This is a genomic window from Erythrobacter ramosus (genome assembly GCF_009828055.1).
Classification (GTDB): domain Bacteria; phylum Pseudomonadota; class Alphaproteobacteria; order Sphingomonadales; family Sphingomonadaceae; genus Erythrobacter; species Erythrobacter ramosus.
Genome location: NZ_WTYB01000004.1, coordinates 167221 through 183195 on the forward strand (window position 1 = coordinate 167221; position 15975 = coordinate 183195).

The window sequence follows — 15975 nt, forward strand, 5'->3', positions numbered from 1 at the left end:
GGGGATTTATCATGCGTCTATACCTCACCGCTCTTCTAGCCGTGAGTGCGCTCGGCCTTGTCCCGGCGACGGGGTCGGCGCGCAACATTGTCCTGACCAATGACGATGGCCTGACCAGCAATGTCGTGGCGCTTTACGAGGCGCTGAAGGCAGCCGGGCATGATGTGGTGGTATCGGTCCCGTGCGTGAACCAGAGCGGGCAGGGCGCTGCGCTAGGCATCGCCCGGCCGGTCGCGCCGCTCAAGATGCCCTGCCTTAACGATGCTGCACAGGCTGGCGATCCGGGGGCGGGGCCGATGACCCGCACAGGTCTGCCTGCAGGCGACTTCTATTATGTCGACGGCACCCCTGTGGCCGCGCTGCTGCACGGGCTGGACGTGGTCGGGAAGTCGCGCTGGGGCAAGGCGCCCGATCTGGTGTTGTCCGGCCCCAATGAAGGGCAGAACGTCGGCGCGATCATCCTGTCTTCGGGCACGGTCAGCGCGGCGCAATATGCCGCCGTAAGCGGCATCCCCGCCATCGCATTGAGTGCCGGGGCGGGAACTGAAGGCGCCAATCTCGACAATCCGCTTTCGGACGCTGTCGCCGGTCGCACGGTCGAACTTCTCGCTCATCTCGACGCCCGTGCGGCAGGCACTGGGCCGCTGTTGCCCATCGGGCTGGCGCTGAACGTCAACTTTCCCGACCAGCCGGCAGGAGCGCGCTGGCAGTTGAGCGAGATTGGCACTTACAACGCCTACAAGGTCGGCTTCACCACCGACATGGCGGCCAGCGCTTCGCCGATGATGCAGATGATGGCGCAGTCGCGTGGCATGGAGATCCCCGCGCTTCCGGGCGTCAGCTTCGACTTCAACACCAGCGCGCCCGCGCCCGAGCAAATGGACGATGAAAGCGTAATCTATCGCAAAGCGATCGCGGTGAGTCCGATGCAGGCCGGTTATTCCTATCCGGCCGGCGGCGCAGTTCTGACCCGAGAGGAACTAGCCGCGCTGCTGCCCGCACAAGGGCAATAGGCCCTGCGCACCACCGCGCAAAACACGAGTTAGGTGTGACGCCTGTGATGAAGAAGACGATCGCCTAATCCTGATCGTCCCTGATTGATCCCGGCTTCGGCAGGCGCAGCCGAAAAACCGGGCCACCCACCTGCGAGTGGATGCAGTCTGTCGCCACTAGTCAGTATTTCTTGAAGCGGGGAGGGGCAGACTGCTCTTTGCCCTCCCGCTTCAGTCCGAAATCCGCCGTTCGGGTTTCCACCCATCATCGGTCATAAGCACGGTCGATACGCGATCCCGAAAGCGGCGTGCCGGCTTCTGGCGAGACCAGACGTTCGATCTGACGGTCGTGTATGACCGGCTCTGGGTCGACAGCCGTCACCGATCAGATCGGGCCGCAAATGGCGGGTTTGCCTTTCTTCTGGAAGATTCTTGCCGTTCAGGAAGCGACCCTGTGTGGACGGCCCTCCGTTGGCAAGGGTTATTCTTTACTGCGCTGGCTGGTCGTGGCGCCCATGTGTCCGGCCTGTAAGCGCGGCTATGCATGGCCGCTGGCCCTGATGCCATTCGCGCGGGTCAGGTCCCTCCCAAAAACACGCACTCGAAGTGCCGGGGTCGAACGGGTTTTCCTGCTCCGGCGGTTTCAACCGGCTTGTTGCGTCAGTTCAGTCTGCCCTTTCCAACTGGTGTACCGCCCTGGGGCGCGATCTCTCAGGCTGCGGCCAACTCCGCTTCGCGGTAAGCCTCGCCGGTTGCCATCATCGCCCAGATGATCCGGGCGTTCTTGTTAGCCAGCGCAACCGCAGCAACCTTGGGCTTCTTGCGCTCCAGAAGCTGCGTTACCCACGGCCACTTTGCGCTGCCCTGCTTCGCTTGCCGCACCACTGCCATGGCACCGACCACAAGCAGCTCGCGCAGGTAGGTGTTGCCCGCCTTGGTGATACTGCCAAGCCGCTCCTTTCCGCCGCTGGAGTTCTGGCGCGGGGTCAGGCCGATCCACGCCGACAGTCTACGCCCGGCAGCAAAGATAGCAGGGTCAGGAACACAGGCCACGATCGCGCTGGCCAGGAGCGGACCGATGCCGGGTATCTTCATCAGCCTGCGGCCTGCCTCGGTCTTGCGGGCATCGGCCAGGATGCGCCGGTCATTATCGAGGATCTGCTCCTTGACCATCCCAAGCTGGGTGCACAGCACGGCAAGGCAGGCCCGTGCCTCATCAGGCAGTCGCGCATCATCCTGATCGGCGATGGCCGCAATCAGCCGATCCAGGCCTCTGCGTCCGATGGCTGCGGTGATGCCGAACTCGGCCATGTGCGCGCGCAGGGCATTGCTGATCTGCGTGCGCTGGCGGGTCAGGATCTTGCGCACCCGGTGCAGCATCATGGTTGCCTGCTGGTCCGGCGACTTCGCGCCGACGAACCGCATCGTTGGCCGCGTGACCGCTTCGCAGATCGCCTCGGCATCGGCAGCATCGTTCTTGCCGCGCTTCACATAGGGCTTCACGTATTGCGGCGGCATCAGCTTCACCTCGTGGCCCAGCGCCGCCAGCTCACGCGCCCAGTGGTGGGCCGAGGCACATGCTTCCATGCCGACAAGGCAAGGCGGCAGCTTCTCGAACAGCTTCAGCAGCTGACCACGGGAAAGCTTGCGTCGCAGAACAGCCTCGCCCTGCGCGTTAACACCGTGAACCTGGAAAACAGACTTGGCCAGATCCAGCCCAACAACCGATACTTGCTCCATCGTCACTCTCCTCTCCGACTCATCCGCGGAAATTACCCCGCGGGGTGGAGAGCCGTCCACGACATCAGAAGCGGACATTCGAGAATGCCGGTCTCTAAACCTGCTGGTCCATATGCGGGAGGGTGCTACGGCTCAGCTGATGGTTCTTGCGTGGAGCAAATATGGCTAACTTCATTGGCAGGTTAGTAAAGTCGCACCGGCGCGACAGCCGCCTTTTGATCGCGTTTCTGATCTGCGCGGCGGCATTATTCGGAATGGCCAAGCTCGCCTCAGAGGTTTTTGAAGGCGACACTTTTGCAATCGATATGGCGATAATGCGTGCTGTCAGAACCGCCGGAGATGCTTCAGAGTTAGTTGGGCCCTCTTGGATCAAGCTAGCACTGATCGATTTGACCGCACTGGGTGGTGCGCCCGTTCTAACTCTCGTCACGGTTTTGGCCACGGGATCGTTAGTCGCAATGCGTAGGTATAGCACGGCGGGGTTTGTCGTGCTGTCAGTATCTTGCGGAGCTGTCTTAAGTTTTATCATCAAGGGCATTTTTGTTCGGCCTCGGCCCGAGATCGTCCCGCATCTCGTTGAAGCGACATCGACCAGTTTTCCCAGCGGGCACGCCATGAATTCCGCGATAGTCTATCTGACGCTGGCGGTGTTACTCGCCCGAAGTGAGGCTAATCGCCAAATCCAGTTTTACCTCATTGGGGCGGCGATCTTTTTGACGCTATTGGTTGGAACGACGCGCGTGTTCCTCGGCGTGCATTGGCCCAGCGATGTTCTTGCCGGCTGGGTAATCGGGGCTGCATGGGCGGCCCTATGTTCGCTCGCCGCCAAATGGCTTCAGGACCATCAGGCTATCGAGCAGCCCTCTTCGCTCCATTCACCCTAGTCCTGAAACCACCCATAATCAGTCATTCCCGGTGATGAGGAACGCACCTGATACCGGACCGGCAGCTTTGGTGAGATTTTTCCCGAAAGCGGAAATTCCGCAAACGACCCCTCAGCTGAAGAGCACCCATTACACCCTTGTATCCGACGGTAGTAGCCAGACGCCGGATTACCTGCGCCCAATAATTTACCATTGATAAAACTTGTATCGATGATAAATATCGTTCCTACGGGCGCCTGAGTCGCGTCACATGGAGGTGATTTGTGGCGACAAAACTGTCCCCCAAGATGGGGCAACGGCGGGAAAACATCCTGCGTGCCGCACGCACGCTGATCGTGCGCGATGGGTTTGATGCGCTGACCACGCGCCGACTGGCTGATGAAGCAGGCATCACAGCTCCGACGCTTTACAACCTGATCGGGGACAAGAACGAAATCATCCGTCAGTTGGTTTCCGACGGGGTGGTGCGCGTGGGTAGCCGGGCCACATTGGGCGCTGATCTTCCACCGCTCGCCATGGCCGAGGGCATTATCGAGACGGCTCTTTCGGTTGTGGCCGAGGATCAGGTCTATTTTCGCGCCGTTGTGATTGCATCTGACCGTGTGCCGGGCGCCTTTGCTGCCGCTGGCGACGGTCCTGCCTCCGTTGCCAATGCCGCGCAGATATCCATCGACATGATGACCGCGGCGTGCCGTGCTGCCATCGGCGCCCAACTGCTAGAAGGCCATGTTGCAGCCGAAACGCTGGGCCTGCAGATATTCATCGGTTTTAGAGGTCCGTTCCGCGACTGGGCCAATCAGTTGATCAGCGTCGGCGAATTTCGCCGAAGGGCGCTGCGCGGGCTCTATATGGCAATGGCGGTCGACGCGGCCCCGCAATTCCGGGAAATCTTGCGCGCGAAGGTCATCGCACTTGAACCGCCGTTCCAGGCAGGTCTGGATGAGCCAGCATGAGCATCGCCTCGCTCATGGCTGCGGTCGCGAAACTTCTGCCGCTGATCTTTGCGGTGGGCTTTCTTGCGCCGCTGATTTCACAATCGCTGACCGCCATCGGCTGGAGTGTGCCATTCGGCAACCTGTCGTTCGGTCTGGCCGTTGCGATCGGCTGGGGCTTGATCGCGCAGTTCAAGGGAAGATGGATATGACAGGACAGGCGACGGCTGACACGGCGGATTTGGCGGCGCTTCCTGCAGCTCAGCTTTTGAAGATGGAGCGGCAGATTGCGCGTCGGCACAGCGGGATGTTCCCATGGCTGATCCTTGTCTGGGCCTTTGGTAACATGGCATGCTGGCTGGCGCTTTGGCCGCTGGTGTTCACAGGCACCTTGCCGCTGTGGGCCGTGTTTCCGATTGCCCTGATCAACCTGTCGCTGGTCTATCTGCCCACGCATGAAGCGCAGCACGATATCATCGCACGGCCGGGCACGCGGTTGCGATGGCTCAACGAACTGGTCGGCCATGGCACCAGCTGGATGATTGTCTACCCCTTTGCAATGCTGCGGGTGACGCATCTGGATCATCATCGCCACGCCAATGATCCGCTGCTCGATCCCGATCATCAGATCAGCGCCAAGGGGCCGTGGAGCGCCGTCTGGACGTCGATCCGCGAACGCCAACCCAATGGTAGGCGGCAGCAGGATTATCTCGCATCGCTCGAACGTGCTGGCCGCAAGGACCTGATCGCCTTGTCCTTGATTTATCGGCTGGCCTACTTCGCGATTCTTTTCGCGCTGGCGTGGACGGGACATGCACTCGAAGCGTTCTTCCTGTGGTGGCTGCCAGTGCAGATCGGGTCGACCTATTTGCTGTTCTTCCTGTCATGGGCCCCGCATCACTCCGGCGGGCAGGGGCGGTATCGCGACACGCGCAGTTTCCGCTCACCATTGGGCAACATCGGTTCGATGGGGATGCAATATCACATCGTCCACCATCTCCACCCCTATATCCCCCTCACCCGCACGCCGGCCGCCTATTGGGAAATGCGGCCGATCCTAGAAGCGCGCGGTTGCAATATTGCCGATCTATAAAGGCCCGACTCCTTTTGCGGAGGCACCAGCGTGCAGATCCAAACCGGAAGCTACCCACCCACGAGCGGCCATGCGCTGGGCCGGTGCGCGATTCCGAAAGCTGCCCTGCAGCTTTTGCCTCTTGATTGCCTTAAGCCAGCATTCTCAAATCAACCCCATCGCGGACATTGCGTTGCTCGATCTTGATGATAGTTTTGACTTATGGAAAGCATTGAAGAAGCGATCACCTTCCTCGGCGGCCCCGCTGCCATCTGGGTTCTCGCTGCTGCCTACTTCAGTAGCGTGATCCTTGAGCGCCTCTGGGCGCTGCGGGGCAATCCCGAATACAACAACAAGGACGCTCTCTGTTCGATTGGGCTCAACCTGATCAACAGCGTGTTCGGCTTGTTAATCGGTTTCCTTATCCCGCTAACGCTCTATGTCGTGGTTTTCGAGCAGTTTCGACTATTCGACACGCTGGCACTATGGCTCGCAATTCCGCTTGCGTTCCTTATCCATGAGTTGGCCTATTATTGGGATCATCGCCTCGCCCATCGCGTCGGGCTGCTATGGGCGATCCATTCGATCCATCACTCCTCGAACGAATTCAACCATACGACGGCGGCGCGAGGGTTTCTCATCGACCCACACGTGAAGACGCTGTTCTTGCTGCCGGCAGCGTTGATCGGTATCGATCCCGTGGTGTTTGTCGGGGTGACCGTGCTGACCAATGCATACGGGATCTGGAACCATGCCAGCTGGGTGCCGCGTCTGGGCTGGCTCGATCGGGTGCTGATGACTCCAAAGATGCACAAAGTTCATCACGCCAACCAACTACAATATATCGACAGGAATTACAGCCAGGTCACCTTGCTGTTCGATTACCTGTTCGGCACCACCGCACATATCGACGAGGAACCAAACCCCGGCCTTGTGAAGCCGACCTATGACTACAACCCGCTGACTGCACAGTTTGTGGGTTTTAGGCAGCTTAAGGACCGGATAGACACAGCGGACCGATGGGAGGATAAGCTAGCCTACCTGTGGCACCCGCCGGAATGGTCGCATGACGGCGTCTGTCGTTCTGATTGCCCGAAGTACGCCAACCTCAATCCAGCATAGCTTAGGTCTCACAGCTACAGCGTCAGCCCAACACCTAGCTTCGGCCATAGGCGGGGCTGATCGGCGATACCAATAGCAGCGTGGCTGCATTTGGCGGAACCAGCCATTCAATGCGGCGACCGCAAATGACCGGGTCCGGGTCGACAGCGGCCGTCTGCTGTTGGGACTTTGCGGTCGTTCGCCTGCAACGCATTTAGCGGCAGATTTCGCCAAGAACGGACAACGTCCGACCATACGAAAAGGCCGATATAGCGACAGCAACTAGGCCGGTTGCTGAACGGCCGGTTTTACCAGAAGCTGACACTCTGATGGTCGGGCGATAGACCGACGAGACCTAATCTCACCTTAAATCAGACCCTCAATTCTGGGCCATAGGTGCTGACGGGGAACATCAAGAGTACAATGCCATCAATGTCCGTATCTTCTCATGCGGCCTAGCCCATCCGCGTCATCACTTGAGCGCGGCGAGCTGCGCGGCAAACAGGTCATTGGCACGGGTGCTAGCAGAAATCGCGCCATCGCGATAACCTGCAGCATCGGCGGTGAAGGTGAACTGCTTGCGGCTGCTGGTGCCTACGCCGCCTAGGATGCCGATGACATTACCCAGCGCTTGGTCAATCTTCTGACCGCGCGTGGTGCTGTCGGCCAGTTCGCCGAAATCGCCCTCGACCGCGATCGGCTGGGCCAGTGTCATCGTGCCTTGGCCGGTCAGTCCCTGAAGCGTGACGCTGGACAGCGTGCTAACAATGGCAAGCTGTGCCTTGAGCTTGATCGACGAGGACATGGCGAACGCGCCACCGTAATGCTTGGTACCGGCGAAATCGACGACATAGCGCACGTTCATAACCGGCTGCTTGGCTTTCTGCACATAGGCACCGCGCGCCATCAACGGCCCCATATTGCCGAAGCCGGCAAAGGTTCCACCGGCAATCTCGCCCGATGAAATGGCCATCGGCCCGAATGCGGTAGGGGCGTAATAGACGGCCTTGGCCTTCGAATCCTTGCCGAAAATCACCGTGGCCTCCGCACCGGAGGGAACATATTTCTGCTTTGCCACGCCCGGATCGGCCATCAGCGCCGAACGGTCGGCAATGCGATACCCTGCGGCGGTCATTTTGGCGAGGAAGTCGGCATAGGCGGCATCGGTGATGGCCTGATATTCAGCGGCGCTCACTCCGGCCAGCAGTGCCTTGGCTTCTGAACTTCCGCCATATTGGCGGCCCATCCCTGCGAAAGCCTTGTCCTTTTTCTCAATCACAAAGGCAACGTTGAAGCTGCCGATGACGATGTCCTGCGTACCTTTGAACGTTTTGGCAGAGACGACCTTGACAGGTTTGCTGTCCTTGGCGCCGATCTCGCTGATCGGGCTAATTGCAACGCCTACAGCCACTAGCAATGCGACCATGATTTTAAGCGAGTTATGCATGGGGTTGTACTGCTCCAAATCGCTCTGGTTACCGGCGGGAATGCGCTGAGGGCCAAGTTGATGGTTGTTGGCTAAGCGCGCAAAGGGTCGGAACACAGCCCCATTTGGGTGTATGCGGTTGATGAAATTGCAGTTAACCTTTGCATCGATGTCATGGTCTCTCGATTTTCTGTCGTCCCTCAAGCGGGCCGAGCGTTCATCTGCGATGCTGATGCCGTTTGTCGACGATCCCGAGGGCTTCGGCGCGGCTATCGATGAACATCCCAGCGTGTTGGCAGACATCATCGCGCGCGGCGGGCAAACCGCGATGGCGACAGTGGCAGACTTTTACACAGACGCCTTCGCCTGCGCGGGCGCGTTGCCCGACGGTACCGTAGTGGTCGCCGATCAGCGTTTTGCCGACTGGCTTCGCAATCCGGACAATTTGGGACCGATCATCGGCAAGCTGGCTACTAGTCCGCAGGTCACCACGATCACCTATGACAACTGCGGACGGCCCGTGGCGGTGGCTGCGGCAACGGCGCTGAAGGGCCAGCTCTGGCCAATCTCCACTGTGATCCAGCAGGCCATTGATCGCGGTCGCGCCACGCATGTCGTGCTGGCATTGAGCCCTGGAAGCGACTGCTGGCAAGCAGCAGCGCGCGCCTGCGGCTTGTCCGCATCCGAGCTTAGGTTGCTGCAGCGGTTGTCGGTCGAGGGCGATCTGCGTACGGCCTGCGCGGCGATCGGCATCGCGTATGAAACCGGGCGCAAGCTGGTAGCCTCGCTGTTGCGCAAGACGGGCTCTGCGCGCCAGGCCGATCTGATCCGCTTCGCACTGACAGTCGCAGCGGGCGCAATCACGCCGCCGCGTTTTGCGGATGCGACCTTTGCGGAGCTTTTCGGCTTGCGATTGCGGCAGGCTAAACTGGCAAGAGCCATAGCGACTGGGTCGATGCGCAAGGCTGCCGCCGACCGAGTTGGAGTATCCGGAGCACGCGCCAAGGCCGATCTGAAGGCGTGTTTTGCTGCATGCGGCGTCACGAGCGTGGTCGATCTTTCGAGAATCATGGCGGAGGTCGATGCCTTGTCTGCGCTCGCTGAGGCCTGCGACGTTACCTTCGAGGTACCCGGAAAAGTGTCCTGCGATCCATTGCGACTGATTCCACGCGCAACCGGCGACGGCAGAATTGCCGTTTCGGATCATGGTCCATCGGGCGGAAGGCCAGTGTTGATATTCCACACGACGACAGGTGGCCGTGCGCAATCGCCAAAAATGTTGGCGGCACTGCGTCAATCCGGGTTCCGGGCCATTGTCATCGAGCGGCCAGGTTATGGCCTCACAGACTTTGTCGACGGCGATATTTGGCATGCCGCAGCGCGCGATGTCGAGCATATCCTGAACAGCCTCAAGATCGATCGCGCTGCCATACTTGCACGCGGGGGCGCGCAGTCTGCAGTATTCACGGCCGCTGCATTGGGCCAGCGCATAGCAGGGGGCGTTCTGCTTGGTCCCGATCCTCCGGTGGAATTGGATAGTGCCCGCTCGGGCATGATGGGCCGGGCAAAGGGTTGGGTGTACGATACACCTGCCATGTTGGCTCCGCTTGCCGCCATACTTTCACGCCGGACGAGTACTGAACAGATCGCGCGCCTTATGCGTGCCAGCGTGCGGGGCAGCGCTATTGATGAGGCGATCTGTGACGATCCCGCGGAAATGGATGCGCTGGTGCGTGGCGGGCGGCAGTCTGCGTTTGGCATGTACGGCTTTGTCGCTGAACACGCTGCGCTCGGATCGCGGCGCCCGCTGCCCGAGATCGGGAATGGCAGCCGCTGGTCTGTGCTGTTCGGGGCGCAAGACCCCCTGTTTTGCGCGGCAGATGGTCAGCACTATTGGCGATCACAGATCGCGGGCTGCCTGTTTGAAGAAGTTGCCGGGGCCGGCCGGTTTTTGCATGCATCGCACGCTCCCGACGTCTGCGCCGCGCTGGAGCGAAGCTTTGCGGTCCGGTGAACAGCAAGGAACGTGTGGTCGGTGGCCGGGATTACAGGCAGACTATTTGGACGCCTCGCGCTCAGATGGAATGAGGCAAGGCCATTGGTGACAAAGGTGCTCGCTAGCTGAATAGCGCTTAGCCGCTCGAATCCGACAGCGGGTGGGGTAAATTCCCTAACCTGTAAGGTCTCTGGTTGTGGTTTTTCGGGATGACCGCGTTGAAGGGCCACGCTGGGTGGCATGAATGGCCGGGATTAGGGAGCACTGTCGATCGTCCACTTAGGGGCATGCCATCGGCGGCTTCTGTCAGGACCGGAAATTTTTTGTAGCCGTCACAAACGACGTATTGTGGGTCGAAAGCTACCAAAACTGGGCCAAACAACTATGCTCCCTCGATCCTAGCTTTTAGACGTGGTTCGGCACCGGCCAGTTTGCCGGAGGATTGCGAAGAGGTGCGGTCAGGTGTCTCACCGGCGACGGCTTAAAGTCTACTTCGACGGCGGCTGCCGGCCCAACCCCGGTGCCTTGGAGGCGGCCGTGGTAGCGCGCGGTACCACCTACTTCTTCGACGACTTGGGATACGGCACGAGCTGCGACGCCGAATGGCTCGCCCTCCGGCTGGGTCTGAAACTCGCGCAATCCCTGAGTGAGCCTGATTTTGATTTGGTTGGCGACTCGTTGGAAGTCATCGGGCAGGCGAGTGGATCATCCCGTTGTAGTTCGATTGCAGCCGCGGATCACCTCGCCAAATACGAGGAATGCGCGGCTTTAGGGCGACCTAGACGGCTTATATGGACACCTCGACGGCAAAATCTTGCAGGTATTGCCCTGGCTGGACGCATTACTTGGCGATGAGCCATTTAGGTTGGCTGGAGTGACTGTCCACCCCTAAGCGCGTCCAGCACGATCACGCGATCCTCAGGGTGATGCGCATTCCAATAGTGGACGAAATTACCGCCGATAAAGCCGGCGCCGCCCGTGACGAGCAGATTAGCCAAGCGCCTTCCCTGCGTTCAGCATGAGCCGAAGGTTGGCGCGCCAATCCATCGGGCCGTCTCCCAGAAAGGCCCGGGTTTCGCTGCAATCTAGCGCTGCGAAACTCGGCCACCCTGTTGTCGCCTCATCTTCCAATGGAGTTATGGGCGGGATTGTGGGCATCCGCTCAAGCAGGCCACCGCCAAGCTGTCCGCTCGCGCCAGTCATGAGAACTTTCATGAAAAACGCTTTCCCCTTGGCAAGGCTGAGATCCTGCCCGGGGTGCTGCGAAAATAAGTGCCTAAAGAAGGTCATGGCCTCTTGCAGGTCGGCCGCAAGAGCGCAGGAGCGGCTGGTATGACGGGCTGCAGGGCAAGCGGTCGGCTGCAGGCTCGTCAGGGCCGAGAATTCGGACAACAATCCCGCCTGTTATGTTTATTGCGCTACCGCTTACGCTACTTGAGCGCCATGTCAGGTTATCGGGCGTGGGTGCCAGCTCAGCGTATCGAGCAAGCTCGTCAAGCGGTGTTATCGCTCAAGGGCTAGATAGGGCGTGAGCTGAAAAAGCTGCTCTGAGATTTACTCTTCCGTTCTTACTCCTCCGTTTTGCGACCGCCGCATTGGCTGCGCGGCGCCACCGAGTTTGACTATGGTTGACGTCACGTGCCGCGTGGGCGGGGAAGCAAGGTGGTCGTCAGCCGCTGCCGAGATTGCTCGCTATTACATCCTTGCGCCTCCCTTGAGCATTGGCCCTGTCGGCCCTCTCGCGTCATCCTGACCATGCTGTCACGACCTTTGCCGGGGCGAGCTTCGAGCGGGCGAGCGCGAGACATGCGGACTTGCGCTCAGGTTTGTTTTGCAGTTTTTTGAACCGCGGAGTGGAAGTTATGTTCACTCTTTATTCTTACAGGTTCCATCGGAGCCTCGTATCCTGCGCCTTGGGCTCAGGACCCCTTGCGACAGCCAGAAAATGACGGTTGCGGCGACGCAGATGGCTGACATGAAGGTGTGCGCGCAGCGGTTAGCCGGGGCGTCCAGGCATAGCTCGCAATCGGTCAACGTCGTTTGCGAATCAATCTTGGCCCTATCCAGGTCGTGACAACATGATTGGCGCTCCTCATACGGAAGGAGCTTCAATGCCTACCAAGACTAAGACCACCATTGTTTCGCCCACCGCGGCTGGTTCGCGTCTGTCGCTGCCGGGTCAGCATATTGACCGTGAGGCATGGCTGCGTGACGAACTCACCCTGGAACTTGCGCCGCAGGGCCTCATCGAAAAGCGGTGGGTCGAAGACATCGCTTACCGTTGGGCGCGGATCGACGGCATCCGTGCACAGGTTGCGGGGTTGCAGAACAGGCTCGTGAAAGACGTGCTTTCGGTGCTCGACAAGGCGAAACATGTTCCCGACGATGAAGAGTTCCCTTTCCCACCCCCTCTCACGCGAGAGGAACGGCAGGTTCTCGAGACCTGCAACGCAATGGGCAAGCGGTTCGAGACCGACGACATTCTCGACAACCCCGAGTTTGCCTGGTTGTTGGGGCGGGTCTCATCGTCTGAAATCCAACTCCTTGAGGGGCTCCAGGGGCTGGAACATGCCGAGGTGCGTGAGCGTGATGCGTAATCAATCAGTTCGAGCGGCGGCGCCGGCTCCACGCCCAGCACCTTATCATGCTGATCGACGCCAAGCAGCGGGGTGTGCTGCCGGTCGCCTGCGATTCTCAAGACCTTGAGGCAGTGGTGGTCATAGACGAAGAGGGCGGATCGGACTCCCCCTTTGACGGGGAGGTGTAAGTTAGATGGCACGCCGCCGCACCGAGGCAGCTGTTCGCGCGAGCCAGGCCAACGGCGCGCGCAGCAGGGGCCCAATCAGCCTGTCAGGAAAGGCCAAATCGGCGCGCAATGCGCGCAAGCATGGTCTCTTCTCGCCCGTTGAATTTGACGCACGGGTATTGAGCAAGGCTGATATCGAATTGCTCGATCACCTCCGCGATCTGGGAGGCGGAGTTTGGAATGCGAATCTGCTTATTCGGGAGGTGCACCAGGCGCTTGTTCGTCTGCGCAGGGTGAGCGTCCTCATCGAGAATGCCAACAAGGATATCGACCTGATTCTGGCAGACAAGCTGTCTGATCTGAGGGTCCTTGGCCAGCGGGTAGAGGAAGTTGTGCGGCTCTCGCGCTACGAACGCCGCTTTCGCGGAAGGCTCGACCGGTTGATCCGCACAGCGATGAAACTCGACCGCGACCGTGCCTGCGCAAGCCTAGCCAACTAGCCGCCAGCGCCATTTCGCTCGGCTTCTCCTGACGGGTAACGCCTTGATGCCCGCTTTTGGCATTTCGTTGACAGTTTGCAGTGGCACTGATATTTGTAGTTACCTAACTACATAAAGGCCGCCGCTATGACAAGCACCACCTTCAGCAGTCAGGACTTCAACCGCGAACCTGGTCGCATCAAGAAGGCTGCAATGAGCGGGCCGGTGTTCATCACCGATCGTCGCAAGCCATCGCTCGTGGTCCTTACGATCAAGGAGTACGAGCGGCTTGCAGGAAAACCTCGATCAATATTGGCAGCGCTGGCTTTACCCAATTCTGCCGACCATGATTTCGATTGGGAGCCGCCCAAGGCGACGATCAGGTCTCGGCCAGCGGACTTCGAGGTCTGATGTATCTGCTCGACACTAATGTCGTCTCCGAAATCCGGAAAATCACGGCAGGGCGTGGCCATGTGCTCGTCGGCGCTTGGCTGGAAACCGTTGCGGAGGACGCTGCGTTCATCTCAGCCATGACTGTTTTTGAGCTGGAGCTAGGCATCCTGCAGGTTAGCCACGACAAGAGGCAGGCCGAAATTCTAAGGCAATGGTTAGACGAGATTGTTCTCCCGCGCTTCGGAGACCGGGTCCTCCCGATGACAGGCTCGATTGCGTCGCGGTGCGCCACGCTTCACGTCCCCGACCCCTTCAGTGAGCGCGATGATTGGATTGCGGCTACCGCGCTCGTCCACAACCTGATCCTCGTCACTCGCAATACCAGGGACTTCATCCGGTCGGGCGTGAGCATCATTAACCCGTGGGAGGATGCGCAATGACGATTGGCAGAGTGTCAAATGCTGAAAGGGTGGTCTGCCCCTTCTGAGTGGCCCAATTTCTATTCTAGAATTGGCTACGAAGGAGGAACGGAATGGCGAGGAAGCACAAGCCGGAAGACGCTCTACAATCACGCCAGGTAGCCCATGGGAGAACGGCTTCTGCGAAAGCTTCAAAGGCTTGATGCGCGACAAGCTCTTGAACGGGGAGATCTTCTACACCCTGGCCGAACCTCAGATCCTGATCGAAGCCTGGCGCAGACACTACAACACCGTCCGGCCGCACAGCTCGCTCCGCTATCGCCCGCCAGCCCCGGAAGCGGCGACACGGCCATGGCTGCACTCCAGTTCCGCGTCGCTCCACCTGCGGCCAGCCATGGAGCCGGAGGTAATCTTGCACTAACAATCAACACGGACCACTTAGTGGGGGCCGGTCATGTCATTAGGCGTCCACCACTGAAGTTCATCGAATCACCACATGACCCTTGCAGATTCTACGCCCTGTGGAATGCTGAAAGCTAATTCGTTTGCTTTCGCTTGTGGCGATCGTACCTCACGGCTTCGCTCGGTCCCATTGAGGAATATATCCTTAGATTTTCCCGGAAACGTGGGTAGGCATGCATCTGGCCGATGCATTGTCTGACAAGCGGTGCGGTTTCCTTGGCGAAGGCAGCGGCTACGATAGAGTTTTGGGGGGAAATATGATCACATCGAATGGCGGCGGCGCTCTTGGCGCGGTGAGCATTGCCGAAGGCCAGACTGTGGTCACGCAGGTCGCGGCGAGCGGCGCGCCTGGGGTCACCATCACCTATACGATTGCGGGCGGGGTTGATGCGGGCCGGTTCACGATCAACCCGGTGACCGGTCAGCTGAGCTTTGTTGCGGCGCCGGACTTCGAGGCGCCTGCCGACAGCGATGGTGATAATCTCTACGAGGTGATCGTCAGTGCCAGCGATGGCAGCTTTACCGATACCCAGACCCTGAACGTCAGCGTAGGCGACCGTAGCGTTGCGGCCAGGCTGATTGCGCCTGATGGCTTTGCCGGGGGGATCGGCGGGACCACCGCAGTGTTCCTGACCTCGGGCTTTCAGGACATCCGCATTATCGATGCGCCTGGCAGGATCGCACTGAGCGGCGCACCGGGCGGGGACGACATTATCCGCTTTGCTGGCGCTGCGAGCGCCTACACCATCACCCGGGTAGGCTCACGGGTCGAGATTGCAGACGGCGATACGCGGGTCAGCATCCCGGTGAGCCCCACCGGCATCAACGTGGTGTTCGCCGATGGCGTGCGCACGCTGGCGATTGTGGGCAGCAATCTGCAGATCGGCAGTCAGGTGGCGACCAACACTGCCGCGGTGATCACAGCGCCGGCGGAACCGGGACCACTGCCCGATCTGGCTGATCCTGATGCTCGCGGGCGGCTTATCGTGGCCGAAGGCTCACCGGTCATCGTTGATGGCAACGTCGATGTGTTCGGCACCAGCTTTGATGCCGAGACCTTTACCATCGTCGGCGGCGATGTGGCGATTCGCGGCGGCTTTACCGGCGGCAATGACACGATCGGGTTCGATGAGCCGGCCAGTGCCTACACGGCGGTCCGGGTCGGCAGCAATGTGTTCATCGAAGGCGGCGATACCCGGGTCAGCATCCCGATCAGCCCAGGCGGCGTGATCCTGCTGTTCGGCAGCGACCAACGCTGACCGGCCCCCACTGAGTGGTCCGTGTTGATTGTTAGTGCAAGATTGCCTCCTGCGCCATGGCTGGCCGCAGGTGG

16 protein-coding genes and 2 pseudogenes are annotated in these 15975 nt (G+C 59.9%); 14 read left to right on the forward strand and 4 right to left on the reverse strand.

The window, feature by feature from the left end:
- The first annotated feature begins 11 nt into the window (after nt 1–11).
- Nucleotides 12–1013: a 5'/3'-nucleotidase SurE gene (locus GRI59_RS14835; RefSeq protein WP_160762014.1), complete on the forward strand. Its 1002-nt coding sequence runs from the start codon at nt 12–14 to the stop codon at nt 1011–1013.
- A 690-nt stretch (nt 1014–1703) separates the two neighbouring features.
- Here the strand turns inward: GRI59_RS14835 and GRI59_RS14840 are convergent.
- A complete protein-coding gene (locus tag GRI59_RS14840; RefSeq protein ID WP_160762015.1) occupies nt 1704–2732 on the reverse strand; it encodes an IS110 family RNA-guided transposase in 1029 nt (342 codons plus the stop codon).
- Nucleotides 2733–2893: 161 nt separating this feature from the next.
- Between GRI59_RS14840 and GRI59_RS14845 the strand changes: the two genes are divergently transcribed.
- From GRI59_RS14845 to GRI59_RS14860, 5 genes are all read left to right on the forward strand, one after another.
- A complete protein-coding gene (locus GRI59_RS14845; protein WP_160762016.1) occupies nt 2894–3616 on the forward strand; it encodes a phosphatase PAP2 family protein in 723 nt (240 codons plus the stop codon).
- Nucleotides 3617–3879: 263 nt separating this feature from the next.
- Complete coding sequence (locus GRI59_RS14850; RefSeq protein ID WP_160762017.1) at nt 3880–4569, forward strand: TetR family transcriptional regulator; 690 nt, start codon at nt 3880–3882, stop codon at nt 4567–4569.
- Complete coding sequence (locus tag GRI59_RS15690; RefSeq protein WP_183363775.1) at nt 4566–4760, forward strand: hypothetical protein; 195 nt, start codon at nt 4566–4568, stop codon at nt 4758–4760. Before GRI59_RS14850 ends, GRI59_RS15690 begins: the two co-directional genes overlap by 4 nt.
- A complete protein-coding gene (locus GRI59_RS14855) occupies nt 4757–5641 on the forward strand; it encodes a fatty acid desaturase (protein WP_160762018.1) in 885 nt (294 codons plus the stop codon). Before GRI59_RS15690 ends, GRI59_RS14855 begins: the two co-directional genes overlap by 4 nt.
- A 201-nt stretch (nt 5642–5842) precedes the next feature.
- Nucleotides 5843–6742, forward strand: coding sequence for a sterol desaturase family protein (locus tag GRI59_RS14860; protein ID WP_160762019.1), 900 nt, complete (start codon nt 5843–5845; stop codon nt 6740–6742).
- A 451-nt stretch (nt 6743–7193) separates the two neighbouring features.
- Here GRI59_RS14860 and GRI59_RS14865 read toward each other — a convergent pair whose 3' ends face one another.
- Nucleotides 7194–8264, reverse strand: a complete 1071-nt coding sequence (locus tag GRI59_RS14865) for a hypothetical protein (protein ID WP_160762020.1) — start codon at nt 8262–8264, stop codon at nt 7194–7196.
- Nucleotides 8265–8289: 25 nt separating this feature from the next.
- Between GRI59_RS14865 and GRI59_RS14870 the strand changes: the two genes are divergently transcribed.
- Nucleotides 8290–10161: an alpha/beta fold hydrolase gene (locus GRI59_RS14870; RefSeq protein ID WP_160762021.1), complete on the forward strand. Its 1872-nt coding sequence runs from the start codon at nt 8290–8292 to the stop codon at nt 10159–10161.
- 872 nt (nt 10162–11033) lie between these two features.
- Here the strand turns inward: GRI59_RS14870 and GRI59_RS14875 are convergent.
- Together GRI59_RS14875 and GRI59_RS14880 are read right to left on the reverse strand one after the other, a co-directional pair.
- A pseudogene (locus GRI59_RS14875) lies at nt 11034–11141 on the reverse strand (NAD-dependent epimerase/dehydratase family protein); the annotation flags it as partial.
- Entirely contained in the window at nt 11134–11535 is a 402-nt protein-coding gene (locus tag GRI59_RS14880) for a hypothetical protein (protein WP_160762022.1), read from the reverse strand. The pseudogene GRI59_RS14875 and the gene GRI59_RS14880, both read right to left, overlap by 8 nt.
- 719 nt (nt 11536–12254) lie before the next feature.
- On the opposite strand from GRI59_RS14880, the gene GRI59_RS14885 reads away from it, so the two are divergent.
- The 7 genes and pseudogenes from GRI59_RS14885 to GRI59_RS14910 all read left to right on the forward strand — a co-directional run bounded on the left by GRI59_RS14885 (nt 12255) and on the right by GRI59_RS14910 (nt 15901).
- A complete protein-coding gene (locus GRI59_RS14885; RefSeq protein ID WP_160762023.1) occupies nt 12255–12740 on the forward strand; it encodes a hypothetical protein in 486 nt (161 codons plus the stop codon).
- A gap of 47 nt (nt 12741–12787) precedes the next feature.
- Nucleotides 12788–12910, forward strand: a complete 123-nt coding sequence (locus tag GRI59_RS15960) for a hypothetical protein (RefSeq protein WP_272917035.1) — start codon at nt 12788–12790, stop codon at nt 12908–12910.
- Between the two features lie 5 nt (nt 12911–12915).
- Nucleotides 12916–13389, forward strand: a complete 474-nt coding sequence (locus tag GRI59_RS14890; protein WP_160762024.1) for a hypothetical protein — start codon at nt 12916–12918, stop codon at nt 13387–13389.
- 126 nt (nt 13390–13515) lie between these two features.
- Nucleotides 13516–13779 carry a type II toxin-antitoxin system prevent-host-death family antitoxin gene (locus GRI59_RS14895; RefSeq protein ID WP_160762025.1) on the forward strand — a complete coding sequence of 88 codons (264 nt, stop codon included), beginning with the start codon at nt 13516–13518 and terminating at the stop codon, nt 13777–13779.
- Nucleotides 13779–14201, forward strand: coding sequence for a type II toxin-antitoxin system VapC family toxin (locus tag GRI59_RS14900; protein ID WP_160762026.1), 423 nt, complete (start codon nt 13779–13781; stop codon nt 14199–14201). Before GRI59_RS14895 ends, GRI59_RS14900 begins: the two co-directional genes overlap by 1 nt.
- Before the next feature lie 114 nt (nt 14202–14315).
- Nucleotides 14316–14601, forward strand: a pseudogene (locus tag GRI59_RS14905) (integrase core domain-containing protein); the annotation flags it as partial.
- 298 nt (nt 14602–14899) lie between these two features.
- Entirely contained in the window at nt 14900–15901 is a 1002-nt protein-coding gene (locus GRI59_RS14910; RefSeq protein ID WP_160762027.1) for a cadherin repeat domain-containing protein, read from the forward strand.
- The last annotated feature ends 74 nt before the right edge of the window (nt 15902–15975 follow it).

Excerpts from the sequence above, each read along its gene's own strand:
- GRI59_RS14860 (WP_160762019.1), top strand. The coding sequence starts at position 5,843 with ATGGAAAGCATTGAAGAAGCGATCACCTTCCTCGGCGGCCCCGCTGCC.
- GRI59_RS14895 (WP_160762025.1), top strand. The coding sequence starts at position 13,516 with ATGACAAGCACCACCTTCAGCAGTCAGGACTTCAACCGCGAACCTGGT.
- GRI59_RS14885 (WP_160762023.1), top strand. The coding sequence starts at position 12,255 with ATGCCTACCAAGACTAAGACCACCATTGTTTCGCCCACCGCGGCTGGT.
- GRI59_RS14845 (WP_160762016.1), top strand. The coding sequence starts at position 2,894 with ATGGCTAACTTCATTGGCAGGTTAGTAAAGTCGCACCGGCGCGACAGC.
- GRI59_RS14835 (WP_160762014.1), top strand. The coding sequence starts at position 12 with ATGCGTCTATACCTCACCGCTCTTCTAGCCGTGAGTGCGCTCGGCCTT.
- GRI59_RS14900 (WP_160762026.1), top strand. The coding sequence starts at position 13,779 with ATGTATCTGCTCGACACTAATGTCGTCTCCGAAATCCGGAAAATCACG.
- GRI59_RS14870 (WP_160762021.1), top strand. The coding sequence starts at position 8,290 with ATGAAATTGCAGTTAACCTTTGCATCGATGTCATGGTCTCTCGATTTT.
- GRI59_RS14855 (WP_160762018.1), top strand. The coding sequence starts at position 4,757 with ATGACAGGACAGGCGACGGCTGACACGGCGGATTTGGCGGCGCTTCCT.
- GRI59_RS15960 (WP_272917035.1), top strand. The coding sequence starts at position 12,788 with ATGCTGATCGACGCCAAGCAGCGGGGTGTGCTGCCGGTCGCCTGCGAT.
- GRI59_RS14910 (WP_160762027.1), top strand. The coding sequence starts at position 14,900 with ATGATCACATCGAATGGCGGCGGCGCTCTTGGCGCGGTGAGCATTGCC.
- GRI59_RS14840 (WP_160762015.1), bottom strand. The coding sequence starts at position 2,732 with ATGGAGCAAGTATCGGTTGTTGGGCTGGATCTGGCCAAGTCTGTTTTC.
- GRI59_RS15690 (WP_183363775.1), top strand. The coding sequence starts at position 4,566 with ATGAGCATCGCCTCGCTCATGGCTGCGGTCGCGAAACTTCTGCCGCTG.
- GRI59_RS14890 (WP_160762024.1), top strand. The coding sequence starts at position 12,916 with ATGGCACGCCGCCGCACCGAGGCAGCTGTTCGCGCGAGCCAGGCCAAC.